Here is a 24,289-nt window from a genome sequence, read left to right on the forward strand (position 1 = left end):
GTTCGGCGCGCGTGACACACGAAGGGGCCGAAAAGGCTTGCCGATGCGGTTGGTGCATTGCGGAAGTCGGCCAAAATCCGCTAAATTATAACTTTTTAGCCGCCTTGCGGCGTCCCTTGCTCGATAGCTGCCACAAGCTGCGTCGAGCATCGGTATGGCGTATCGGTCATTTGCGCGGATTCCTACGCGGTCGTCCCCGCGGTTGCCTGCGTGGAGATCCGGGTAGCTGTTCGTGTCGGCGGTGGCGGTTTTTGCTGCGCTTTTGATGCGTTTTCGTTGCTTTTGCCGGTGGTTCGCCTGCTTTCGGGATTGGCCCGGAGCGTTCCGGTAAGCGGCGGCGCAAGACAGCCGGAAAGCCCCGGAAAGCTGATCCGCAAAAACGCAGCCTGCAATGCCTGCCGGAGCGCTCCGAACAGCCGGTCGCCCGGAAAAAGCCGCCTCATCACCCCCGGCGGCCACGGCGGCTCGATAGTTCGGCAGTGTCGACAGTTCGCCATCCGCGACTGGCGGTCGTCGCCGCCGCGTTTCGAATGCCCCCTAGCGGTGAATCCGGGCGGTCCAGTGTCGTCAGCCGGCCCCGTTTGCCAAGGTTTGCCCCAGCCATCAACCAGGATGAAGTGCCCGCCGTGAAACCGATTCTCAAATCCAACAAGTTGTTGAATGTCTGCTACGACATTCGCGGGCCCGTCCTCGAACATGCGAAGCGGCTCGAAGAAGAGGGCCACCGCATCATCAAGCTGAACATCGGCAACCTTGCGCCGTTCGGCTTCGAGGCGCCGGACGAGATCATTCAGGACATGATCCGCAACCTGCCGAATTCGTCGGGTTACTCCGATTCGAAGGGCGTGTTCGCCGCGCGCAAGGCGATCATGCATTACACGCAGGAAAAGGGCGTGCAGGGCGTCGGGCTCGACGACATCTACATCGGCAACGGCGCGTCCGAGCTGATCGTGATGGCGCTGCAGGGCCTCGTCAACGACGGCGACGAAGTGCTGCTGCCCGCGCCGGACTACCCGCTGTGGACCGCTGGCGTAAGCCTCGCGGGCGGCACGCCGGTGCACTACATCTGCGACGAATCGAACCGCTGGATGCCCGATCTCGACGACATCCGCGCGAAGATCACCCCGAACACGCGCGCGCTCGTCGTGATCAACCCGAACAACCCGACCGGCGCGCTGTACTCGGACGAACTGCTGCTCGGCCTGATCGAGATCGCGCGCCAGCACGGCCTGATCATCTTCGCCGACGAGGTCTACGACAAGATCGTCTACGACGGCAGGACCCACACGTCGATGGCGTCGTTGTCCGAAGACGTGCTGACGGTCACCTTCAACAGTCTGTCGAAGAGCTATCGCTCGTGCGGCTATCGCGCCGGCTGGATGGCGATTTCGGGTCTGACCGGCGAGAACCGCCGGCTCGCGAAAGACTATCTGGAAGGGCTCGGCATCCTCGCGTCGATGCGGCTGTGCCCGAACGTCCCCGGCCAGTATGCGATCCAGACCGCGCTCGGCGGCTATCAGAGCATCAACGACCTGATCGTGCCGAGCGGGCGTCTCTACAAGCAGCGCGAGCTCGCCTACGACATGCTGACGGCGATTCCCGGCGTGAGCTGCGTGAAGCCGGAAGCGGCGCTCTACATGTTCCCGCGCCTCGACCCGAAGGTGTATCCGATCCAGAACGACCAGCAATTCATTCTCGACCTGCTGCTCGAAGAACGCGTGCTGCTCGTGCAGGGCACCGGCTTCAACTGGAAGACGCCGGATCACTTCCGCGTCGTGTTCCTGCCGAATGTCGACGACCTCGCGGATTCGATCAACCGGATTGCGCGTTTCCTCGACGGCTACCGCAAGCGTCACACGGCCTGAGCCGGCCTCGCGTACGATGTGGCGCGCGAGTGCGAGACATGAGGCGCCACGCCCGACCCCGTTTTTTAATCATTTACTCGACACACACGCTGCATGGAACCGATCAAAGTTGGACTGCTGGGCTTCGGCACGGTAGGCAGCGGCACCTTCACGGTACTGCGCCGCAATCAGGAAGAAATCAAACGTCGCGCGGGCCGCGGCATCGAGATTGCGCGCATCGCCGTGCGCAATCCGGCCAAGGCCACCGCGGCGCTCGGCAGCGAAGCCGGCAAGGTCGCGCTGACCGATGACTTCAACGCGGTCGTGGACGATCCGTCGATCGCGATCGTCGCGGAAATGATCGGCGGCACCGGCATCGCGCGCGAGCTCGTGCTGCGCGCGATCAACAACGGCAAGCACGTGGTCACGGCCAACAAGGCGCTGCTCGCGGTGCACGGCACGGAGATTTTCGAGGCGGCACGCGCCAACGGCGTGATGGTCGCGTTCGAAGCGGCGGTGGCGGGCGGCATTCCGATCATCAAGGCGCTGCGCGAAGGGCTGACGGCGAACCGCATCCAGTACATCGCCGGCATCATCAACGGCACGACGAACTACATCCTGTCGGAGATGCGCGACCGCGGCCTCGATTTCGCGACCGCGCTGAAGGCCGCGCAGGAGCTGGGCTACGCGGAAGCGGACCCGACCTTCGACATCGAAGGCGTCGACGCCGCGCACAAGGCGACCATCATGAGCGCGATCGCGTTCGGCGTGCCGGTGCAGTTCGACCGCGCGTACGTCGAGGGCATCAGCAAGCTCGCCGCGATCGACATCAAATACGCCGAGGAACTCGGTTACCGCATCAAGCTGCTCGGCATCACGCGTCGTACCGATAAAGGCATCGAACTGCGCGTGCACCCCACGCTGATTCCGGCCAAGCGCCTGCTCGCGAACGTGGAAGGCGCGATGAACGCGGTCGTCGTGCAAGCCGACGCGGTCGGCGCGACGCTGTACTACGGCAAGGGCGCGGGCGCGGAGCCGACGGCGTCCGCGGTGGTCGCCGATCTGGTCGACGTGACGCGCCTGCACACGGCGGACCCCGAGCATCGCGTGCCGCATCTGGCGTTCCAGCCGGACAGCCTGTCGAACACGCCGATCCTGCCGATCGAAGAAGTGACGAGCGGCTACTACCTGCGCCTGCGTGTCGCCGACGTGACCGGCGTGCTCGCCGACATCACGCGCATTCTGGCGGACACCGGCATCTCGATCGACGCGCTGCTGCAGAAGGAATCGGAGCAGGTCGACGCGAACGGCAAGGGCGAAACCGACATTCTGCTGATCACGCACGAGACGGTCGAAAAGCAGGTCAATGCCGCGATCAAGTCGATCGAAGCGCTGAAGACCGTCGTCTCACAAGTCACGAAGCTGCGCATGGAAGCGCTGAACTAGGCCGAACTATGAACTACCTCTCCACGCGCGGCGCCGGAGCCGGCGAGCGCCATACCTTCTCCGACATCCTGCTCGGCGGTCTCGCGAAAGACGGCGGCCTGTATCTGCCGGCCGACTACCCGCGTGTCACCGCGGACGAACTCGCGCGCTGGCGCACGCTGCCGTACGCGGATCTCGCGTTCGAGATCCTGTCGAAGTTCTGCGACGACATCCCCGCCGAAGATCTGCGCGCGCTCACGCGCAAGACCTACACCGCCGCGACCTACTGCAATGTGCGCGACGACGAAAGCGCCGCGCAGATCACACCGTTGAAGACGCTCGGCGTCGAAGGCGGCGCGCCGCTGTCGCTGCTCGAACTGTCGAACGGCCCGACGCTCGCGTTCAAGGACATGGCGATGCAGCTGATCGGCAACCTGTTCGAGTACGCGCTGGCGAAGCACGGCGAAACGCTGAACATCCTCGGCGCGACCTCGGGCGACACCGGCAGCGCCGCCGAATACGCGATGCGCGGCAAGCAAGGCATCCGCGTGTTCATGCTGTCGCCGCACAAGAAGATGAGCGCGTTCCAGACCGCGCAGATGTACAGCCTGCAAGACCCGAACATCTTCAACCTCGCGGTGGAAGGCGTGTTCGACGACGCGCAGGACATCGTCAAGGCGGTCTCGAACGATCACGCGTTCAAGGCGAAGTACAAGATCGGCACGGTCAATTCGATCAACTGGGCACGTGTCGTCGCGCAGGTCGTGTACTACTTCAAGGGCTACTTTGCCGCGACGAAGAGCAACGACGAGCGCGTGTCGTTCACGGTGCCGTCGGGCAACTTCGGCAACGTGTGCGCGGGCCACATCGCGCGCATGATGGGTCTGCCGATCGAAAAACTCGTGGTCGCGACCAACGAGAACGACGTGCTCGACGAGTTCTTCCGCACCGGCATCTACCGCGTGCGCAAGGCGGCCGAGACGTATCACACCAGCAGCCCGAGCATGGACATTTCGAAGGCGTCGAACTTCGAGCGCTTCGTGTTCGATCTGCTCGGCCGCGATCCGGCGCGCGTGCTGCAACTGTTCCGCGACGTCGAGGAGAAGGGCGGTTTCGATCTCGCGGCGAGCGGCGACTTCGCGCGCGTGAAGGAATTCGGTTTCGTGTCGGGCAGCAGCAGCCATGACACGCGCGTCGACACGATCCGCGACGTGTTCGAACGCTACGACACGATGATCGATACGCATACGGCCGACGGCGTGAAGGTCGCGCGCGAGCATCTGCAGCCGGGCATCCCGATGATCGTGCTGGAGACCGCGCAGCCGATCAAGTTCGGCGAGACGATCCGCGAGGCGCTGCTGCGCGAACCGGAGCGGCCGGCGGCGTTCTCGGGGCTCGAATCGCTGCCGCAGCGCTTCGAGGTCGTGCCGGCGGATGCGCAACGGGTGAAGGACTTTATCGTCGCTAACACGGGCAAATAAGCCGACTCGCTGGCAGGTGAGTGAATAGGCGAACGGGCCTTGCCGGGTAGGCAAGGCCCGTTTGTTTTTGCCGATCGGTTTTGTTCGCGCGGGCTGGAGGACAGCTTGTGCGAACAAGGCAGCATTCCATGCGGTAGCGTTTTCGGCTCACCCGGTCGATGCAATCCTCCGCGATATCTTCCGCCACGAACACGGACTCCATACGCCCGCCCATCCACGCATCGAAAAACACAAAAAGTTCTCCATAACGCCCGGCCGCCCAGGCTGACGGCATCGGCCGCTACAATGCTCTTTTAACCTGCGGCTTCGACCTCCGAGATGTCCACCCCCACGCCCCGCGCTCCGATGCTTGCCACTGCCGACGCATTGGCGATCCTGCTCGACGCCGCGCGTCCGATCGACGGCACGCAATCGCTGCCGACGCTCGACGCGCTGAACCGCGTGCTCGCCGCCGACGTCGCGTCGCCGCTCGACGTGCCGCCGATGAACACCAGCGCGATGGACGGCTACGCGGTGCGTATCGCCGATCTCGCGCACGGCAGCCGCTTGCCGGTGTCGCAACGCATTCCGGCCGGCCATGCGCCGACGCCGCTCGCGTCCGGCAGCGCGGCGCGCATCTTCACTGGCGCGACGGTGCCGCCGGGCGCCGATGCGGTCGTGATGCAGGAGCAGACCGAGGCCGCTGGCGACGATGTGACGATCGTGCATCGGCCGCAGGCGGGCGAGTGGATCACCGCGCAAGGCGCGGACATCCGCGCGGGTTCGGTGATCCTGCCGGCCGGCACGCGGCTCACGCCGCAGGCGTTGGGACTGGCCGCGTCGGTCGGCTGCGCGCAGCTCGAGGTGCGTCGTCGCGTGAAGGTCGCGGTGTTCTTCACCGGCGACGAACTGACGATGCCCGGCGAGCCGCTGAAGCCAGGCGCGATTTACAACTCGAACCGCTTCACGTTGCGTGGGCTGCTCGAAAATCTCGGCTGCGAGGTGACCGACTACGGCATCGTCGCGGATCGACTCGACGCGACCCGCGCGACGCTGCGCGAAGCCGCGCGGGAGCACGACCTGATTCTGACTTGCGGTGGCGTGTCGGTGGGTGAAGAGGATCACGTGAAGCCGGCGGTCGAGGCGGAAGGGCGTCTGTCGATGTGGCAGATCGCGATGAAGCCGGGCAAGCCGCTCGCATTCGGCGCGGTGCGCCGTGGCGTGGGAGCGGGTGTGGGTGTGGATCAGGCGACGGCTTCGGCGTCTTCTGCGGCTCCCATGGCTTCAGCGTCTTCCACGGCTTCCGGATCCGCGTCCGAATCCGCCCCCGGAACCGCAGCCGAAACCTTCTTCATCGGCCTGCCCGGCAATCCGGTGTCGAGCTTCGTCACGTTTCTGCTGTTCGTGCGCCCGTTCGTGCTGCGTCTCGCCGGCGTGCAGGCGGTCGCGCCGCGCGCGCTGTCACTACGCGCGGACTTCGCGCAGGGCAAGGCCGACCGCCGCAACGAGTTCCTGCGCGCGCGCGTCAACGTGGCGGGCGGGCTCGATCTGTTTGCGAACCAGAGCTCGGCCGTGCTGACGTCGACCGTATGGGGCGACGGCCTGATCGACAATCCACCGAACCATGCGATCAGCGCCGGCGAGACCGTGCGCTTCATTCCGTTTTCCGAACTGCTGAACTGAGGCCGGTCGTCCGCGCGAGATCCGGCGCGGACCGGCGCGACTCTTATGAAAATCGAACTCCGCTATTTTGCGAGCGTGCGTGAAGCGCTCAACCTGTCCGACGAAACCGTCGACGTACCCGATGGCATCTCGACCGTCGGCGACGTGCGCGCGTGGTTGCGCGTGCGCGGCGGCGTCTGGGCCGAGACGCTCGCCGAAGGCCGCGCGCTGCGCATGGCCTGCAATCACGTGATGACCGACGCGGGCACGCGCCTCACCGAGGGCTGCGAAGTCGCGTTCTTCCCGCCCGTCACCGGCGGTTGAGCGGCGCTCGCCGCCAGCCCGCCAGCCCGCCAGCAGCCTCAGGAGCCGATCATGCCCGTGCGCGTCCAGACCGAAGATTTCGACCTCAGCGCCGAGGTCGCCGCGCTGCGCGCGCGCAATCCGAAGATCGGCGCGGTCGCGTGCTTCGTCGGCACGGTGCGCGATCTGAACGAAGGCAGCGCGGTCGAGACGATGGAGCTCGAGCACTATCCGGGCATGACCGAGAAGTCGCTGAAGGCGATCGTCGAGCGGGCGCGGGCGCGCTGGCCGGGCATCGAAGTGTTGATCGTGCATCGGGTCGGCAAGCTGTATCCGCTCGATCAGATCGTGCTCGTCGCGACGACGGCCGCGCATCGCGGCGACGCATTTGCGTCGTGCGAGTTCGTGATGGACTATCTGAAGACCGAGGCGCCGTTCTGGAAGAAAGAGAAAACCGACGCGGGCGAGCGCTGGGTCGACGCGCGCGTGAGCGACGATGCGGCGCTTGCGCGCTGGGGGCTCGAAGCGGGGAAGCGGGAGGCGGAGTAGGTGGCGGCGTCGAGGCTGTGAGGTTTCGAGGCCCTACGCCGGGCCGGGAAAACGGCGCGCTTAGCCGGAGCTTCGGTTTCGAGCTTGAACCCGCGAATCTGAAACCTCGGGCCGAGGCTGAGGCCGAGGCTGAAGCCCAAGCCCAGGCCCAGGCCCAGGCCCATCTCACTCGTCCCGCGAGCGCCCGATAATCGGCACCGGAAACGGCTCGCCGGCCGGTCGTGGCGGATGTTCGCTGTCGTCATCGCGCGGCCGCCGCTTCGGCGCGACGCGCTCGAGCAGTTCCTGCTGCTCCGGCGGAATCTTGTAATCCCACCCGAACCGGCTCAACTGCAGGCTTTGCGCGATCCGCAACGCCGGTTCCATGAAGCGCACGGCCGCGGCCGGCTGATAACGCGATTCGACCGTATCGAGGAACAGGTACAGCCAGCGGCTGAAGTGCTGCGGCTCGATGCCTTCGAGCGGCTGATGCGCCTGCTGCACGTTGCCGCGATACTGCTTCGCGCCCAGTACGAGGCTGCTCCAGAACGTGCACATCTTCGGCAGATGATCGTCCCAGCGGCCCGCGAGCTTCGCATCGAACACGGGGCCCAGCAGTGGGTCGGCGCGCACGCGATCGTAAAAACCATAGACGAGATCGCGGATATTCGCGTCGCTGGGTTCGGCCGCGCGCTCGACCGGCGGCGCGGCGGGGAAAGACGGATTCATGCGGATTCCAGAAAAATACGGTTCCCGACGACAGCGGGCGATAGCGACGCGAGCAGGCGGCAGCGTTACATCGATTACGTCGGCGCACGCGCGGCGCCTGGGGGGCCAAACGCCGTCAACGCCGCCAACCAGGCACCCAGCCCTACGCAATGCGCACAATGCGCAATCAAACGGAAGAAGGGCTCGAATCACCTGCTTTTCGTACGAATGACCGGGGCAGGAAACGTTACCATTGCTAATGCAAAACGACTCGATGCCGACGTCGTGAGCCACTCATTTTGGGCTCGGCGGTCGGACCCGTAACGGCAACCCTTGCATCGACGCGGTTATCCCCGTCCTCGCGGCTCGCTTCCTCGCTGCCTTTCACGCGACACCAAGAATTTATGAGACTAACCGACTACACGGATTACGCGCTGCGCGTGCTGCTCTACCTCGCCGTGCGGGGCGACGGATTATCGACGATTCAGGACATTTCGCAAGCGTACGGCATCTCGAAGAACCATCTGATGAAGGTCGTGCAGCAACTCGGCGAGCACGGCTGGGTCGAAACCGTGCGCGGTCGCAACGGCGGGCTGAGACTCGGCGCGCAAACGCTCACCTTGACGGTCGGCGACGTGGTGCGGCTGACGGAAAGCGACTTCGCGCTGGTCGGCTGCCTGCCGGACCGTCAGGGCGAACAGCGCCCCTGCGTGATCACGCCGCATTGCCGCTTGCGCGGTGCGCTCCAGGCGGCAAACCAGGCGTTTCTCGCCGAACTCGACCGCCATACGATCGGCGATGTCGCGCAGCCGCAAAGCCCGCTCGCGGCGCTGCTCGGGCTCAGCGTCAGGATTCCGGTCGTGCCGCTGGCGGCGGTTGCGGATAGTCCGGGCGGGCCGGGCAGCGGCAGTCCAGCCCCCGTCGTCTGAAAACGGGGCCACGCCAGTTGTTTCGCTTAAATGTTAAATAGTTGCGTCCGAGGCCAAAAAAGCGCTTGAAACTCCAATAAATCGCCTCATTTTGGTGGTAATCGAAATTGGAGGTCTCTTGATGAGAATCGACAAACTCACCACTAAATTCCAGGAAGCACTGGCCGATGCGCAAAGTCTCGCCGTTGGTCATGACAATCAGTACATCGAGCCGCTCCACGTGCTGTCGGCACTCGTCGCGCAGCAGGACGGCTCCGCGCGTTCGCTGCTCTCGCGCGCCGGCGTGCACGTGCAGCCGCTGCAAACCGCGTTGAACGACGCGATCACGCGGCTGCCGCAGGTGCAGGGCACCGACGGCAACGTGCAGATCGGCCGCGAGCTGACCGGCTTGTTGAACCAGGCCGACAAGGAAGCGCAGAAGCTCAACGACACGTTCATCGCGAGCGAGATGTTCCTGCTCGCGATCGCCGACGACAAAGGCGAAGCCGGCCGCCTCGCGCGCGAGCACGGGCTGTCGCGCAAATCGCTCGAAACCGCGATCGTGGCGGTGCGCGGCGGCTCGCAGGTGCATAGCCAGGACGCCGAAAGTCAGCGCGAGGCGCTGAAGAAATACACGATCGACCTGACCGAGCGAGCGCGCGCCGGCAAGCTCGACCCCGTGATCGGCCGCGACGACGAAATCCGCCGCTCGATCCAGATTCTGCAACGCCGCACCAAGAACAATCCGGTGCTGATCGGCGAGCCGGGCGTCGGCAAGACCGCGATCGTCGAAGGGCTCGCGCAGCGCATCGTCAACGGCGAAGTGCCGGAAACGCTGAAGAACAAGCGCGTGCTGTCGCTCGACATGGCCGCGCTGCTCGCCGGCGCCAAATATCGCGGCGAGTTCGAAGAGCGCCTGAAGGCCGTGCTCAACGACATCGCGAAGGACGAAGGGCAGACCATCGTCTTCATCGACGAAATCCACACGATGGTCGGCGCGGGCAAGGCCGAGGGTGCGATGGACGCGGGCAACATGCTGAAGCCGGCGCTCTCGCGCGGCGAGCTGCATTGCGTCGGCGCGACCACGCTCGACGAATACCGCAAGTACATCGAGAAGGATGCCGCGCTCGAACGCCGCTTCCAGAAGGTGCTGGTCGACGAACCGTCGGTCGAGGCGACCATCGCGATCCTGCGCGGTCTGCAGGAACGCTATGAGCTGCACCACGGTGTCGACATCACCGACCCGGCGATCGTCGCGGCCGCCGAGCTGTCGCATCGCTACATCACCGACCGCTTCCTGCCGGACAAGGCGATCGATCTGATCGACGAAGCCGCGTCGAAGATCAAGATGGAAATCGACTCGAAGCCGGAGGAGATGGATCGGCTCGACCGTCGTCTGATCCAGTTGAAGATCGAACGCGAAGCGGTGAAGAAGGAGAAGGACGAAGCGTCGCAGAAGCGTCTGCAACTGATCGAAGAGGAAATCGAGCGTTTGAATCGCGAGTATTCGGACCTCGAAGAAATCTGGACCGCGGAAAAAGCGGCGGTGCAGGGCAGCGCGCAACTGAAGGAAGAGATCGAGAAGACGCGGGCGGAAATCGTGCGCCTGCAGCGCGAAGGCAAGCTCGAGAAGGTCGCTGAGCTGCAGTACGGCAAGCTGCCGGGGCTCGAAGCGCAACTGAAGGAAGTCACGCGCGCCGAAGCCGAGGAGCAGAACAGTCCGAAGCGTTTGCGTCTGCTGCGCACGCAGGTCGGCGCCGAAGAAATCGCGGAGGTCGTCTCGCGCTCGACCGGCATTCCGGTGTCGCGGATGATGCAGGGCGAGCGCGAAAAGCTGCTGCAGATCGAGTCGAAGCTGCATGAGCGCGTGGTTGGCCAGGACGAGGCGATCAACGCGGTCGCCGACGCGATCCGGCGCTCGCGCGCGGGTCTGTCGGACCCGAACCGGCCGTATGGCTCGTTCCTGTTCCTCGGCCCGACCGGTGTCGGCAAGACCGAGCTGTGCAAGGCGCTGGCGTCGTTCCTGTTCGATTCGGAGGATCATCTCATTCGTATCGACATGAGCGAGTTCATGGAGAAGCATAGCGTCGCGCGTCTGATTGGCGCGCCGCCGGGATATGTCGGCTACGAGGAAGGCGGTTATCTGACCGAGGCCGTGCGTCGCAAGCCGTATAGCGTGATCCTGCTCGACGAAATCGAGAAGGCGCATCCGGACGTGTTCAACGTGCTGCTGCAGGTGCTCGACGATGGCCGCATGACCGATGGCCAGGGGCGCACCGTGGACTTCAAGAACACGGTGATCGTGATGACCTCGAACCTTGGGTCGCAGGTGATCCAGTCGATGGTCGGCGAGTCGCAGGACGCGGTCAAGGACGCGGTGTGGGAAGAGGTGAAGCTGCACTTCCGGCCCGAGTTCCTGAACCGGATCGACGACGTCGTCGTGTTCCATGCGCTCGATCGCTCGAACATCCAGTCGATCGCGCGGATCCAGCTGCAACGTCTGCACGAGCGGCTCGCGAAGCTCGAGATGCAGCTGGTGGTGTCGGACGCGGCGCTCGAGCACATCGGCAAGGTCGGCTACGATCCGCTGTTCGGCGCGCGGCCGTTAAAGCGTGCGATCCAGCAGGAGATCGAGAACCCGATCGCGAAGCTGATTCTGGCCGGCAAGTTCGGTCCGAAGGATGTGATTCCGGTCGAAGTGGAAGAGGGCGAGCTCGTGTTCGACCGCGTCGTGCATTGAGCACTGCGGATGGGTGACGTCACGGAACGGCGATAGCTTCGCCGTTTCAGCCGACGTTATCCGCCGACGTTAAAAAGCCGGCAACGAAGAAAACTTCGTTGCCGGCTTTTTTATGCGCCGAGGTTCGATGACGCAGGCGTCGTCGAGCGGCGGTGCAAGCGCTCCGCCTGCGCGGAGCGCGTTGGCGGCTTAAGCGTTCTTGTTGCCGAACAGCGCCGACAGGCCGCCGAGCGCGCCGAGCACGGTCGTTGCGTTGAGCTGGCCTTCGGCCGGCACCTGGCCTTCCGGCGTCGCGGCGTTGACGACGTGCGGCAGGAGCTGCGACAGCATGCCCGTGACCTGATCCGGTTGAACGCCGACCTTCGCGGCGAGATCGGTCACCGCTTGCGAGCCGAGTACGTTGTGCAGCGCGTCCGGTGCGATCGGCTGGTTTTCGCCGTTGCTGACCCACGACGTCACGACGTCGCCGAGGCCCTTTTCCTGGAAGCGCTGGATCAGGCCGTTCAGGCCGCCCGGCTGGTTGTTGACGAATTCGAGCGCGGCTGCGATCAGCGCTTGTTGGCCGCCGCCTTCCGGCGATTTGCCAAGCAGGGAACCGATGGTGTCGAGTAGGCTCATGACGGACTCTCTTGAATGCCGGCGCGTGTGGGGACGGCCTGGCGGGTGAAAACGCCGCGCGGTTGCGCGGCGCGGTAAAACGGGGCGGCAGGGCGGTTTCGCTGTATTGCAACTAGGGCGCAACCGCCTGCGCGTAATGACGTTCAGTGAAGGCGCTCAGTAGAGACGCCTCAGCATCAGGCGCCGGAAGCAGCCGCAGCCGATGCCGCCTTGCTCTTCTTTGCCTTCTTCTTCGAAGCCTTGGTGCCGGATGCGTCGGCCGGCGCGTTTGCGGCTGCGGTGGCCGGTGCTGCGGCCGCCGCCGCGTCGGACGCTGCGGCCTTGCTCTTCTTCTTCGACTTCGACGTCTTCGCAGCCGAAGCGGCGGCAGGCGCGGCCGGTGCAGCGGTGGTCGCGGCCGGTGCCGCAGCGGTCGTGGCCGCGGGTGCCGGGGTCGTGGCCGCCGGCGTGGTGGCCGCCGGTGCAGGAGCCGGCTGCGTGCTTGCCGTGCTGCTCTTCGTCGACGCCTTCGCGCCGGTCGGCGGCGCCGCCGAACCGTTGATCGTCAGACCGGCGGCTTCAAGGTTCGCGACCGATTTCTGGCCGATGCCCTTGACGCGCGTGGCGAGATCGTCGGCATTCTTGAACGGGCCGTTTTTCGCGCGTTCATCGAGAATCGCTTTTGCATGCACGGGGCCGATGCCCTTGACCGATTCGAGCGCGGCCTGATCCGCGGTATTCACTTCGACGGCCGCGGCAAAGCCGGCCGACAGCGACAAAGCCACAGCAACGCAAAGCATCAAAAGCTTTTTCAGCATGGCAAGCACTCCATTGAGGGCAAAAAAAGTTAGCCGGGAAAGGACGACACATTCTGTCTGCGGGCGCTGCGTTTAAGCATAGAACAAATCGCTGGCCCAATTTGTGATCGCGGACGATTTATACCGATCGATTCATGACAAGTAAATCAGGGTAGACAATATTTAAAACTTTTACTGGCCGGTGTAACGCCTGTGCGTTTATCGGCTGCCTGCTCGAGTGCGATTCGGCCGTCCGAAGTCGTCTGCGATGAAAACGGGCAACGCGAACGAATGATTGTCCGTTACGCTTGACCTGGAGTGCACTCGAAGTCCTAACCTGAGTCCGTCATGTCGAAACACTCAATCGCGCTCACCATTGGTCAAGTCGCCGAAACGATCGGCGTGTCGACGCACACGCTGCGCTATTACGAACAGGCCGGGCTGATCCGGCCGGTCGGGCGCACGCACGCGGGGCATCGGCTGTATTCGCCGGCCGATCTCGACTGGTTGCGCTTCGTCATGCGTCTGAAGGCGACCGGTATGTCGATTTCCGGCATGCAGCAGATCGCCGCGCTGCGCGTGCAAGGCCGGCCGACGATGCGCGCGCGGCGCGATCTGCTGGTCGTGCATCGCACTGAACTGCTTGCGCGAATCGCCGATCTGCAGAGCAACCTCAGCGCGATCGACGACAAGATCGCCTATTACGAGGCCGCCACGAGCGGCGCGATCGAGCCTGTTCCGACCCGACAGGGCAACGAATCCTCGTTGCCCTCGCACATCGATAAGGACTTGCAATGAACTACGCACATGACGAGCGCTACGCACGCGGCTGGGACAAGCTCCGGGAGATCGACGGCTCGGCCGGTGAGCAGGTCATCGCCGCGCTCGCGCCGATCGCGCCGGAATTCGGCCGCCTGCTGATCGAATTCGGCTTCGGCGACATCTACAGCCGGCCGCAGCTCGATCTGCGCGCACGCGAAATCGCGACGATCGCGTCGCTCGCAACGCTCGGCTGCGCCCAGCCGCAACTGAAGGTGCATATCGAGGCGGCGTTGAACGTCGGTTGCACGCGCGAGCAGATCGTCGAGGTGTTCATGCAGATGGCGCTTTATGCCGGATTTCCGGCCGCGCTCAATGCGCTGTTCGCGGCGCGGGAGATTTTCGAGCGTAGAGATCGGGAGGAGGCGGCTGCGAGCAACGTCTGAGAGGGGCGCCGGGCCGGGCATGTGCGGAGGTGAGTGCGAAGAAAAACGCTTGTTTTGATCTGCGCTCTCACGCAACTAACGGGCTTGTTTGGGCTGACTATCCCCGTTTGGACAGGTCATCCCATACCACACGTCGCGCGAGCATGTAGGCGGCATTTTGCAGAGAAGGAGGGGGTTCCGTTCACGTTCCCTGCCGCCGACGCGACGCCTGCCACTTGCTCGAACTGAAGCCTCGACCGCTCCCCGCCCATTCCCTCAAACCTTCGTATCCGCCCGGACACCCGTCTCACCGCGCAAATACCGCCGGCTCACGATCCGCCAGTACAGCAGCAATCCCACGCCGGCAATCGCGAGACTCGCCGTATTCGCGACCCAGAAGCCGCGCGCGCCGGTCAGCCACGACGGCGTCAGGCCGGTCGTATCGAAGCCGAGCGCATAGCCGCCGCCGAGCCCGACGCCCCATAGCGCGACCGCATAGATGACGGTCGGCACGACCGCCACCTTGTAGGCGCGCAGCACGAATGCGGTCGAGATCTGCAACGCGTCGAACAGGTGGTAGCAAACGACGATCAGCACCAGCGGCAGCGCCTTCGCCGCGACCTGTGCGTCCGTGGTGTAACCGTCGACGATATACGGCCGCAGCGCGAGCACCAGCGCGCCATAGCAGCAGGCGATCGCAACCGCCATCGCAATGCCGTGCCGCGACAGCGTGCGCGCTGCTGCCGGTCGGTGCGCGCCGAGCGCCTGCGCGACCAGCGTCGACGACGCAATGCCGATCGACAGCGGCGTCATATACAGCACCGCGCCGATGTTGCCGGCGATCTGATGGCCGGCGAGCGTGGTCGTGCCGAAGCGCGCGATAAAGAGCGCCATGAACGTGTACGACGTCACTTCGATCAGGTACGACAGCCCCATCGGAATGCCGAGCCGCAGTTGCGCGGCCTGGCGCTTCCAGACCGGCCAGCAGAAGTGAGTGAAGATGCCGAGCGTTTTGAAATCGTCGACCCGCGCGAGCAGCAGCATGCCGAGCACCGCGAGCGCCCAGTTGAGTAGCGTGCTCGCGAGCGCGCAGCCGGGGCCGCCGAGCGCCGGCAAGCCGAGCCCACCGAAAATGAACCACGTATTGAGCGGGATCTTGAGCAGCAGCGCGGCGACCTGCAGGAACATCACGAGTCGCGGCTTTCCGAGTGCGTTGGCGACCGAGCTGTAGACGCGAAACGCGAGCCCGGCGGGCAGCCCGAACGCGAGAATGCGCAGATAGGAGAGCGTGCGCTCATGCAGCGCGTCGGGCACGCGCGACAGATTCAGCAGCGGCCCCGGAAAGAACAGGATCAGAAAGCCGATCACGGTTAGCGCCGCCGCGAGCCACAGCGACTGGCGCACTTCCTCGCCGATCTCACCATAGCGTCGCGCGCCGTACAGCTGCGCGGTGATCGGCTGTAGCGCGGTCAGAATGCCGGTCAGGCCGATATAGACCGACACGTAGATCGACGAGCCGAGGCCGAGCGCGGCCAGATCGACCGCCGAAAAACGGCCGACCATCGCCGTATCGATCACGCCGAACGCGATGATGGCCAACTGACCGATCAATACGGGCCACGCGAGCGCGGCGATTTTCCGTATGTCGGCGAACATCGTCAGTCGAGCTTCTTGTGCCAGCTGCGCCGCTTGCCGGGCACCGGCTTCGGCCGGTCGATGCGCACGTACAGGCGGAAGCGCTCGTCGCGGTCGGCGGCGCGGCGGCCTTCCCAGACCAGCTTCCAGATGTAGTCGGGCATCGCGCTCGGGTCGCCGTAGTCCTGGGTGTCCTGACGCAGGATCACGTCGCAGTCCTGGTCGAACGCGAAGTGCATGTCGCCGAAATAGGCGAAGGTCGCGATCTGCGCGTTACCGAGCCGTACCGGCGCGATACAGGTGTAGTCCTCGGGCAGGTGACTTGCGATCTGCAGCGCGACGTCGCGATAGGTCCGGCTGTAGTTGACGACCGGCAGCCACAGTGTCATCAGCAGCACCCACATCAGCGTCGTGCCGGCGCTGGAGAGCACGACGCTGCGCCACAGCACCTTCGGATGACGCGCGAGCCGCCAGCGCACCAGCACGAACCAGCACACGGTCACCGCGACCGCGCACACGAACGACAGAATCTTGAACTGCGGCACGAAGCCCGGCGCGAGTCGCGCGAGGTTGCGCGCGAGCGGATGCGGGAAACCGGTGAGGCTGGCGATGTAGACGAGCCACACGAAGCTGCCGAGGATCGTGAAGCTGAGTAGCGCGAACCAGTCGATCGCGTTGATCGCGCCGCGCTTGAGCGTCGGTAGCGCGAAGGTCGCGAGCACCGCGAGCGGCGGCAACAGCAGCATGTAGAGCCGGTTCGACTGATGGCTTTGCAGCACCACCAGCACGAACAGCGGCCCGATCACCGACAGCGGAATCGCCACGTGCGGCGCGCGCCGCAGCCCCTTCCAGCTGAACCACGACCACAGCGCGAGCGGCCACGCGGGCCAGGTGAACAGCGGCAGGTTTTTCAGCGCATAGCCGGCGACCGAGCCGGGCGGCCCGGCGAACGAACTCAGGCTCACGTGGATCCACTGGTTCAGATACCAGACGGCATCGTCGGGGAACGCGGCGAGCGCGGCGATCGGCCACGACACCGAGAGCACCAACGCGACCGGCAGACCGGCGAGCAGCAGCCAGCGCGAGCGCGTTTCGCGCACGATCAGCGTCATCGCGAGGGTGCCGACCAGCAGCGCGCCGACCAGCACCGGACTGCTCGCGAGTGTGACGAGGCCGAGCGCGAGACCCCAGATCAGCGCGCCCTGAATCGGCTTGTCGATCATCCGCACGAGACCGTAGACGAGCATCGCGATGCCGACGAACTGCGCGAGTTGCGGCGTGGTTTCGTGGCCGCGCTCGGCGAGACCGAAGCAGGCGAGCAGGATCAGCAGCGCGCCGTCGGCGAGCGTGCGGCCGTAGTCGCGCGGCTCGGGCTCGCCGCCGAACGCGTATTTGAACGGCTGCACCTCGGCGCGGCGGCCGAGCAGATAGGCCGCGTACCAGACGAACGCGCAGCCCGCGCAGAACAGCAGGCCGGTGAACACGCGCGACGCGTTGCTCGCGTCGACCCACGGCGCGAGCGCGCGGATCGCGCTGGCGCCGAGCCAGTAGCCGAGCGGACCGTCCTCGGTCAGATATTTACCGACGAGGTTCGGCAGCAGCCAGTCGTGGGCGCCGCCGTTGGCCATGGTCCACATCACGCCGAAGCCGGCTGCGTCCTCGTTCTTCCACGGATCGCGGCCGAACAGGCCGAACGCCGCGTAGACGGCACAGATGGTCAGTAGCAGCCAGCGCGGCAACGCACTGGTCGCTGAGGCAGTGAGGCGAACGACAGGTCTCATGCGGTGTTGGGTATTGGATAAGCGATGCGGCCAGAGCCGGACGGCAGGTCCGGGGAATGGCCCGTCTGGAGCATCCGGCATTGTAGTCGTGCCGTGGGACGCCCGTCACGGCCGGTAACGACCGGCAACGTCATGACAAAAGCTGTAACACGATGCCGTGTTGGCGTGCCGTGCCGGGTCGGTACCGACGGGCGTGGCGCTCAGATAGCGCGCCATAAGCCTCGCAAGCAGCCCCGCAAGCGACACGACCCGGCAGACGCGGGCGACAAAAAAGGGCAGCTCGCGCTGCCCTTTCTGTTTGCTCCGTGGCCGGCGCAAGCCGGCGATGAAGCGGTATTACTTCGCTGCCTTGCCCGAAGCGCGTGCACCGAACTTCTTGTTGAACTTCTCGACGCGGCCGGCCGTGTCCATGATCTTCTGCTGGCCGGTGTAGAACGGGTGCGATTCCGACGACACTTCGATCTTTGCGAGCGGGTAGGTCTTGCCGTTGAATTCGGCGGTTTCGCGCGTCTGGATGGTCGAACGCGTCACGAACTTGAAGTCGTTCGACATATCGATGAACAGGACTTCGCGGTAATTCGGGTGAATGCCTTCTTTCATGGTCTTTCCTTTAATCTGGCGGTAGCCAACCCGCGTGCAGCCTTGAACGGGGCTGCCTTCAGGCGCGAGCCACTTGCCTACGGTCGAAAAAACGCGATTATGCCAGAAAATCAGTCGCTTGGCGATTTTTCTGCCAGCGGATTCTATTCGGGCGCGTGCTATCGGAGTGGCAGGTAGTGGCGCTCGCAGGTTGACGCCGCAAGTGCCCGCTGGGCGGGGCGTTCGCAACTATGCGCACCGGGCCTGGGCGCGCAACCCTACGTGCGGTCCCCGCGGCCTGGGCCGCCCCGCGTCAGGGTCGGCGTCAGGGCGCAGCGAACGTCAGGCCGACACGCGCCGGATCCTGCCGGTAATAGCGCGCAAGCAGCCGGTACAGTTCCGGATACTCGGCTTCGAAGGCCTGCGGCTTCACGAACAGCGCCTCGCTGCACACCGCGAAGAATTCCGACGGATGATCCGCCGCATACGGATCGATCAGCGATTCGCGCTCGAAGCGCGTCCAGCGCCGCTCGGGCACCGCGTCGACTTGCGCGCAGAAGTGGTCGTACGCGTTGTCGAACACGTCGGCCCAGGCTTGTGCGTCGAGCGGTGCGTGCCAGCGGCGCATCAGCGGCGGATGGCCGTCCGCTTCGCCGTCCAGCATGTCGATCTTGTGCGCGAATTCGTGGATCACGACGTTGTACGCGTCGGTGCTGTCGGTTATCTGCGCGTCTTCCCACGACAGCACCACCGGACCGCCTTGCCACGCTTCGCCGCTCGCGTCGTGCTCGACCTCGTGCACGACGCCGTCCTCGTCTTCGACGGTCTTGCGGATCACGAACTCGCCCGGATAGACGATCACGCCGACCCAGCCGCGGTACAACTCGAGACTCAGGTTCAGCACCGGCAGACAGGCTTGCGCGGCGATCGCGACCGTCATCGCGTCGGTCAGCTCGAGCTCGTGTGCGGTCGAAAACTCCTTTTGCGCGATGAACAGGCTCGTCAGCTCGCGCAGCCGCGCGAGATCGGGCGCTTCGAGGTGGGCGAGAAACGGCAGGCCGGCGAGGGTCGCCTGCCACAGCGGTTCGTCGATCGCGTAGTCGCGCAGCGCGCGTTCGCGGCGGCGCGCGCCCAGCCAGTTCGTGAGTTTCGACAGCATGCTTGAGCTACCTCTAGTCGATCTGTTTTTGCCACGCGGCAAACAGCCCGCCGCAAATCGCAACGCCGATCAGAAAATAGAAGCCGTCGAGCGACGCGAGAAAGCTCGCCTGCTGCGCGACCGTCCGGCCGATCGACGCGATCGCGAGCGCGTGCGCTTCGGTCGCCGCGTGGCCAGCGGCCGCGAAACTCTGGGTCAGGGTCGCGAGCGTGTTCTGGAACACCGGATTGTACGGACTCACGGACTCCGCGAGGCGACTCTGGTGCAGCGCCAGCCGATGCTGCTCGACGATGATCACCGATGCGGTCGCGAACGAAATCGTCAGTTGCCGCACGATGTTCTTGAGCCGGTAGCCGTGCGTGAACTCCTCGATCGCGAAGATGCGGAAGGTCAGGTTCGCGACCGGCAGCACGATGAACAGCAACAGCAGGCCGCGCAGCAGCAGCGGCACAACGAGCGCCGCCTCGCCGACGCCCGGCGACATGCGCGTCATCCATGCGGCAGCGAAGGCGGCGACCGCGAAGCCCGGCACGATGATCCATTTCTTGCGCGTCAGCAGTTTGGCGTAACGCAGATAGACGAACAGCGCGCTCGCCGAAATCAGCGAGGTCACGCCGACGAGTTGCCCGGTGTTCTCGACCGGATAGCCGAGCCCGCTTTCGAGAAAGCGCGAGATCAGATAGCTGAACACGGTCGTCATGTAGTAATAGAACATGTACAGCACGAGGCCGACCTGGAAGACCTTTTCGCGCAGCGCGTGCAGCCGCACGAGCGGCGCCGGATGATGCCACTGCTGATACGCGAACCAGCCGAGCGCGACGAAGCCGGCGAGCGTCAACAGGATCAGCGCCGGCGACGTGCTGAACAGCTGGAAGCGCACCTGCTGCATCACGATCTGCAGCGCGCCCTGCGCGAAAGCGAACACCAGGTACGGGCAGAAATGTGCGGCGCCGCGCTCCTCGGGCAGACGGTTGCCGGCGTCGGGCAGCGCAAGCAGCGCCAGCCCCGCGAACAGCACGCCGGCCGGCACCGTGCACGCGAACAGCGCACGCCAGTCGAAATGCGCGACCAGCTGACCGCCGACGAGCGGCGCGAGCGCGCTGGACAGCACGATCAGGATCAGAAACGCGCGGGTGGCGGTCGGCCGCTGTTGCGGCGTAAAGCTCATCTGGATCAGGATGCGGCAGGTGCCCATCATCGGGCCGATGAAGTAGCCCTGAAAGCCGCGCGCGAATGCCAGTTCGATCGACGATTCGCTGAGCGCCGCGGCCACCGCGCCGGCCGCGTAAAGCAGCATGCAGCCGGCCACGTAGCGCCGGTAGCCGAAGCGCTCGACCCACCATTCCTGCTGCAGGATGCCGAGCACCGCCGCGACCGCGTATGCACTCGACGCCCATACGAGCTCATCAGGCGACGCGTTGATGCCGCCGGCGATATAGCTCGCGAAAAACGAGAAGATCGCGTTGTCGAAATAGTCGAGGCCGGTAACGACCGCGAGCACCCATGGGAAAAAATCGCCGCGCAGTTTGGCGACGCTGAACCAGCCGGTATGGGGCGAGACGCCGTTCATGACGATTTGTCCGTCGACGCTTTAGCCATTGCCGTTGCCGCCGCGCGCGATTTGCCGCTGCGTTTTGCGGGCGTCGTGCCGGTTGGTGTGGTGGGGGGAGTGCCGGTCGTTGCTGTCGGCGCTGCTTTGGCCTGGGCGTTCCGGCGTTGCGCGAGCAGCGTGTCGGCGTTTTCGCCGGCGAGACGCCGCTCCAGATAGTCGAGGTCGGGGCTCAGTTCGGCGCGCAACTTCTGCGCTTCCCTGAGCTCACGGCGCATCGTTTCGATGCGGGCATCGAGCGCGTCGACCTGCTGGGCGATCGCATCGCGGATCTGCTGCAGCGATTCGGTCGAGAAGCGATGACCGCCCTCGACCGTTTCGAGCGGACGCTTCAGCATTTCGGTGATGCCATGCAGCGAAAAGCCCAGCGAGCGCAGCCGCAGGATGCGCGCGAAGCGCTTCAGGTCTTCCTCGTCGTACAGACGATAGCGGCCTTCGCTGCGAGTGGGCGAGACGAGGCCGCGTTCCTCGTAGTATTTCAGCGTGCGCGGGGTGACGCCAAGCCGTTCGGCGGCGTCGCGCACGGTCAATAGCGCGGCAGAGTCCTTCGACATAGTGGTGACGGACGTGGACGGACTGGGGCATTGTACTGCAACGTGTACGTTCACGTACATGTTGGCAGCCACGTGCCGGATGAACGGCGCGGTAGACGGGCAGGGCGCGGACGAAAAAAAACCGCTCGCGCGGGGCGAGCGGTTTTTCGGTCTGCAGTCTGTGCCTGCAGTGGCGACCGGCCGATCAGGCCGCGACGCTAACGTGACACGTTAGCTGCCGCCACCACGACGCATCATGTCGAAGAACTCGGAGTTGCTCTTCGTCTGGCGGATCTTGTCGAGCAGGAATTCCATCGACTCGACTTCGTCCATGTCGTGAATGAATTTGCGTAGCACCCAGATCTTCTGCAGCACTTCGGGCTTGATCAGCAGCTCTTCGCGGCGCGTGCCCGACTTGTTCAGGTTGATCGACGGGTAGACGCGCTTCTCGGCGAGGCGGCGCTCGAGGTGCACTTCCATGTTGCCGGTGCCCTTGAACTCTTCGTAGATCACGTCGTCCATGCGGCTGCCGGTTTCGATCAGCGCGGTGCCGATGATGGTCAGCGAACCGCCTTCCTCGATATTGCGCGCCGCGCCGAAGAAGCGCTTCGGACGCTGCAGCGCGTTGGCGTCGACACCACCGGTCAGCACCTTGCCCGAGGCCGGTACGACGGTGTTGTAGGCGCGCGCGAGACGCGTGATCGAGTCGAGCAGAATCACCACGTCGTTCTTCATTTCGACGAGGCGCTTGGCTTTCTCGATCACCATTTCGGCGACCTGCACGTGACGCGCGGCGGGTTCGTCGAACGTGGAGGCGATCACTTCGCCGGCCACCGAACGCTGCATTTCCGTCACTTCTTCCGGACGTTCGTCGATCAGCAGCACGAACAGCACGACGTCGGGATGGTTCTGCTTGATCGCGTGCGCGATGTGCTGAAGCATCACGGTCTTACCCGACTTCGGCGACGCGACGAGCAGGCCGCGCTGGCCCTTGCCGATCGGCGCGATCATGTCGATGATGCGGCCCGTCACGTTTTCTTCGCCACGCATTTCACGTTCGAGCAGCAGCACCTTGTTCGGGTGCAGCGGCGTCAGGTTTTCGAACATGATCTTGTGCTTCGAGGCTTCCGGCGGCTGGCCGTTGACCTTGTCCACCTTCACCAGCGCGAAATAGCGCTCGCCGTCTTTCGGCGTACGCACTTCGCCTTCGATCGTGTCGCCCGTATGCAGGTTGAAGCGGCGGATTTGCGACGGGCTGATGTAGATGTCATCCGTGCTGGCGAGGTAGGAGGTTTCCGGCGAACGCAGGAAGCCGAAACCGTCCGGCAGCACTTCAAGCGTGCCGTCGCCGAAGATCGTGTCGCCCGCTTTGGCTCGTTTTTTTAGAATGGCGAACATCAATTCCTGCTTACGCAGGCGGTTCGCGCTTTCGATCTCGAGGCCATTGGCCATCTCGATCAATTGGGACACGTGCAGAGTCTTAAGCTCGGATAAATGCATACGGAGAACCCGCAGGAGAAGGTGCGACGAAATGAAATCTGGGAGGAGGGTGAGCGGAACGCTCAAAGACTTACACGTCTTTTCGACGTTTTGCGGATTCTAGCATAGCACACGCCAATTTCGGCCAGTACGGCGGCGTGGCATCTTTGTCATAACGCGTGTTGCCGGCTGACAACAGGCTTCATCAACGAGTGCGGCGGTTGCTGTTCAATCTACCAGGCCTGCCTCGCGTGCTCATTCGAATGTTCATTGTTACGCGCTGTGACGCGCTTGCGAACCGCGTGTGACCTGTGCGATCCGCAAGCGCCGCGGCGTTGCTTTACAGGTTGCCGTCGAGGAACGCGGTGAGTTGCGACTTCGACAGGGCGCCGACCTTCTGTGCGGCGACCGCGCCGTTCTTGAACAGGATCAGCGTGGGGATACCGCGCACGCCGAACTTGACCGGCGTGGACTGATGCTCGTCGACATTGATCTTCGCGACTTGCAGGCGATCTGCGTAATCCTTCGCGACTTCGTCGAGGATCGGCGCGATCATCTTGCACGGACCGCACCATTCAGCCCAGAAATCGAGCAGCACGGGTTTATCGGATTTCACGACGTCCTGTTCGAACGATGCGTCGCTAATATGCTTGATTTGTTCGCTCATTTATGAATACCTCTATCGGTTCGAGGCCGGCCTTGAATTGCTCGCCACGATACGTCAAAAACTGGGAAATTTCCGTTCGCTTTGCCGCCTTCGGAGGCTTGCCGCACATGCCTGCAAAAATCTGAAAAGCCGGCAGATTTTCACGGCATAGGCGGAAAAGCTCGCGTTTGCGGGTCTTTCAATCTGGCAGTGTAGCTTAATTCGCTATGCGTTGCCGATGGGCGATAGTACTCGTTAGGGCAGTGGGGCTAATGGGTCGCGAGTAGCGTGGTGGCGAATGCGTGGTTGCTAATAGATAGGGCGCCGGGATTCGACGAGATGTGGTTAGCACGACGTGGATCGCACGGCCGCTGTCCCTGCCGAACGCGACGCGCGAAGCGCATTGACAGGCATGACAGAGATCACGGGAGGCGCGCGACGAAGGGCAAAGTTGTCCGATCCGGCGCGTCGTTTGCGTTTTGCTCGTATTAACAGTCGCACAATGCGCGCGGCAATGATAGAATGTTTCGTGACGGGCCTCCTCGCATGGAGGGATGGTCAACCTGGTCAGGTCGGGAACGAAGCAGCCACAGCCGTTTTCCACCAGTGCCGAGGGTCGGGCTCGTCACCTTCTATTGCATTTTCTTCGCGGGCGTTTTCACGATTTCCCGCAATCATTCCCAGCTTTTCTGTTCCTCGTTCGCCGTGTTCT

General features: G+C 64.3%; 21 protein-coding genes and 1 other RNA gene. 11 read left to right on the top strand and 11 right to left on the bottom strand.

Translation table 11 applies throughout. The annotated features are described in order from the left end of the window. Positions 1-617: 617 nt before the first annotated feature. From HHL14_RS24560 to moaE, 6 genes are all read left to right on the top strand, one after another. Entirely contained in the window at positions 618-1,865 is a 1,248-nt protein-coding gene (locus HHL14_RS24560) for a pyridoxal phosphate-dependent aminotransferase (RefSeq protein ID WP_169500177.1), read from the top strand. Between the two features lie 93 nt (positions 1,866-1,958). Further along, a complete protein-coding gene (locus HHL14_RS24565; protein WP_169500178.1) occupies positions 1,959-3,290 on the top strand; it encodes a homoserine dehydrogenase in 1,332 nt (443 codons plus the stop codon). Between the two features lie 8 nt (positions 3,291-3,298). Then, entirely contained in the window at positions 3,299-4,750 is a 1,452-nt protein-coding gene (gene thrC / locus HHL14_RS24570) for a threonine synthase (RefSeq protein WP_169500179.1), read from the top strand. A 345-nt stretch (positions 4,751-5,095) separates the two neighbouring features. Then, a complete protein-coding gene (locus HHL14_RS24575; protein ID WP_169500180.1) occupies positions 5,096-6,412 on the top strand; it encodes a molybdopterin molybdotransferase MoeA in 1,317 nt (438 codons plus the stop codon). 45 nt (positions 6,413-6,457) lie between these two features. Next, positions 6,458-6,715, top strand: a complete 258-nt coding sequence (gene moaD / locus HHL14_RS24580) for a molybdopterin converting factor subunit 1 (RefSeq protein WP_169500181.1) — start codon at positions 6,458-6,460, stop codon at positions 6,713-6,715. Between the two features lie 51 nt (positions 6,716-6,766). Next, complete coding sequence (gene moaE, locus HHL14_RS24585; RefSeq protein ID WP_169500182.1) at positions 6,767-7,243, top strand: molybdopterin synthase catalytic subunit MoaE; 477 nt, start codon at positions 6,767-6,769, stop codon at positions 7,241-7,243. A 165-nt stretch (positions 7,244-7,408) separates the two neighbouring features. Here the strand turns inward: moaE and HHL14_RS24590 are convergent, their stop codons facing one another. Further along, on the bottom strand, positions 7,409-7,951 hold the full coding sequence (locus HHL14_RS24590) for a group III truncated hemoglobin (protein ID WP_169500183.1): 543 nt from the start codon (positions 7,949-7,951) through the stop codon (positions 7,409-7,411). Positions 7,952-8,334: 383 nt separating this feature from the next. Here HHL14_RS24590 and HHL14_RS24595 point away from each other — a divergent pair, with 383 nt between their 5' ends. After that, positions 8,335-8,859 carry an Rrf2 family transcriptional regulator gene (locus HHL14_RS24595; protein WP_169500184.1) on the top strand — a complete coding sequence of 175 codons (525 nt, stop codon included), beginning with the start codon at positions 8,335-8,337 and terminating at the stop codon, positions 8,857-8,859. A gap of 121 nt (positions 8,860-8,980) precedes the next feature. Continuing rightward, positions 8,981-11,578, top strand: a complete 2,598-nt coding sequence (gene clpB, locus HHL14_RS24600) for an ATP-dependent chaperone ClpB (RefSeq protein WP_169500185.1) — start codon at positions 8,981-8,983, stop codon at positions 11,576-11,578. Positions 11,579-11,767: 189 nt separating this feature from the next. On the opposite strand, the gene HHL14_RS24605 is transcribed toward clpB, so the two are convergent. Then, entirely contained in the window at positions 11,768-12,196 is a 429-nt protein-coding gene (locus tag HHL14_RS24605; RefSeq protein ID WP_169500186.1) for a YidB family protein, read from the bottom strand. Between the two features lie 176 nt (positions 12,197-12,372). Beyond that, positions 12,373-12,993, bottom strand: coding sequence for a ComEA family DNA-binding protein (locus HHL14_RS24610; protein WP_169500187.1), 621 nt, complete (start codon positions 12,991-12,993; stop codon positions 12,373-12,375). Positions 12,994-13,320: 327 nt separating this feature from the next. Between HHL14_RS24610 and HHL14_RS24615 the strand changes: the two genes are divergently transcribed. Further along, the gene (locus tag HHL14_RS24615) at positions 13,321-13,770 is read left to right on the top strand and encodes a MerR family transcriptional regulator (RefSeq protein ID WP_169500188.1); all 450 of its coding nucleotides are present in this window, start codon (positions 13,321-13,323) and stop codon (positions 13,768-13,770) included. Further along, positions 13,767-14,177 carry a carboxymuconolactone decarboxylase family protein gene (locus tag HHL14_RS24620; protein WP_169500189.1) on the top strand — a complete coding sequence of 137 codons (411 nt, stop codon included), beginning with the start codon at positions 13,767-13,769 and terminating at the stop codon, positions 14,175-14,177. Before HHL14_RS24615 ends, HHL14_RS24620 begins: the two co-directional genes overlap by 4 nt. Positions 14,178-14,432: 255 nt before the next feature. Here HHL14_RS24620 and HHL14_RS24625 read toward each other — a convergent pair whose 3' ends face one another. The 8 genes from HHL14_RS24625 to trxA form a co-directional block, all read right to left on the bottom strand. Further along, entirely contained in the window at positions 14,433-15,812 is a 1,380-nt protein-coding gene (locus HHL14_RS24625; protein ID WP_169500190.1) for an MATE family efflux transporter, read from the bottom strand. A 2-nt stretch (positions 15,813-15,814) separates the two neighbouring features. After that, the gene (locus HHL14_RS24630; protein ID WP_169500191.1) at positions 15,815-17,572 is read right to left on the bottom strand and encodes an ArnT family glycosyltransferase; all 1,758 of its coding nucleotides are present in this window, start codon (positions 17,570-17,572) and stop codon (positions 15,815-15,817) included. Positions 17,573-17,908: 336 nt separating this feature from the next. Beyond that, the gene (locus tag HHL14_RS24635; protein ID WP_169500192.1) at positions 17,909-18,172 is read right to left on the bottom strand and encodes a type B 50S ribosomal protein L31; all 264 of its coding nucleotides are present in this window, start codon (positions 18,170-18,172) and stop codon (positions 17,909-17,911) included. Positions 18,173-18,476: 304 nt separating this feature from the next. After that, complete coding sequence (locus tag HHL14_RS24640; RefSeq protein WP_169500193.1) at positions 18,477-19,310, bottom strand: M90 family metallopeptidase; 834 nt, start codon at positions 19,308-19,310, stop codon at positions 18,477-18,479. A gap of 13 nt (positions 19,311-19,323) precedes the next feature. Next, positions 19,324-20,880 carry an MFS transporter gene (locus tag HHL14_RS24645; RefSeq protein ID WP_169500194.1) on the bottom strand — a complete coding sequence of 519 codons (1,557 nt, stop codon included), beginning with the start codon at positions 20,878-20,880 and terminating at the stop codon, positions 19,324-19,326. Continuing rightward, positions 20,877-21,473: a MerR family transcriptional regulator gene (locus HHL14_RS24650; RefSeq protein ID WP_169500195.1), complete on the bottom strand. Its 597-nt coding sequence runs from the start codon at positions 21,471-21,473 to the stop codon at positions 20,877-20,879. The genes HHL14_RS24645 and HHL14_RS24650 overlap by 4 nt, the downstream gene beginning before the upstream one ends. A 210-nt stretch (positions 21,474-21,683) precedes the next feature. Next, on the bottom strand, positions 21,684-22,952 hold the full coding sequence (gene rho, locus HHL14_RS24655; RefSeq protein ID WP_008921615.1) for a transcription termination factor Rho: 1,269 nt from the start codon (positions 22,950-22,952) through the stop codon (positions 21,684-21,686). Positions 22,953-23,271: 319 nt separating this feature from the next. Next, on the bottom strand, positions 23,272-23,598 hold the full coding sequence (gene trxA / locus HHL14_RS24660) for a thioredoxin TrxA (RefSeq protein WP_013089343.1): 327 nt from the start codon (positions 23,596-23,598) through the stop codon (positions 23,272-23,274). 510 nt (positions 23,599-24,108) lie between these two features. Between trxA and ffs the strand changes: the two genes are divergently transcribed. Continuing rightward, an RNA gene (gene ffs, locus HHL14_RS24665) (signal recognition particle sRNA small type) lies at positions 24,109-24,207 on the top strand. Positions 24,208-24,289 lie beyond the last annotated feature (82 nt).

The organism is Paraburkholderia antibiotica, from assembly GCF_012927125.1.
GTDB lineage: Bacteria > Pseudomonadota > Gammaproteobacteria > Burkholderiales > Burkholderiaceae > Paraburkholderia > Paraburkholderia antibiotica.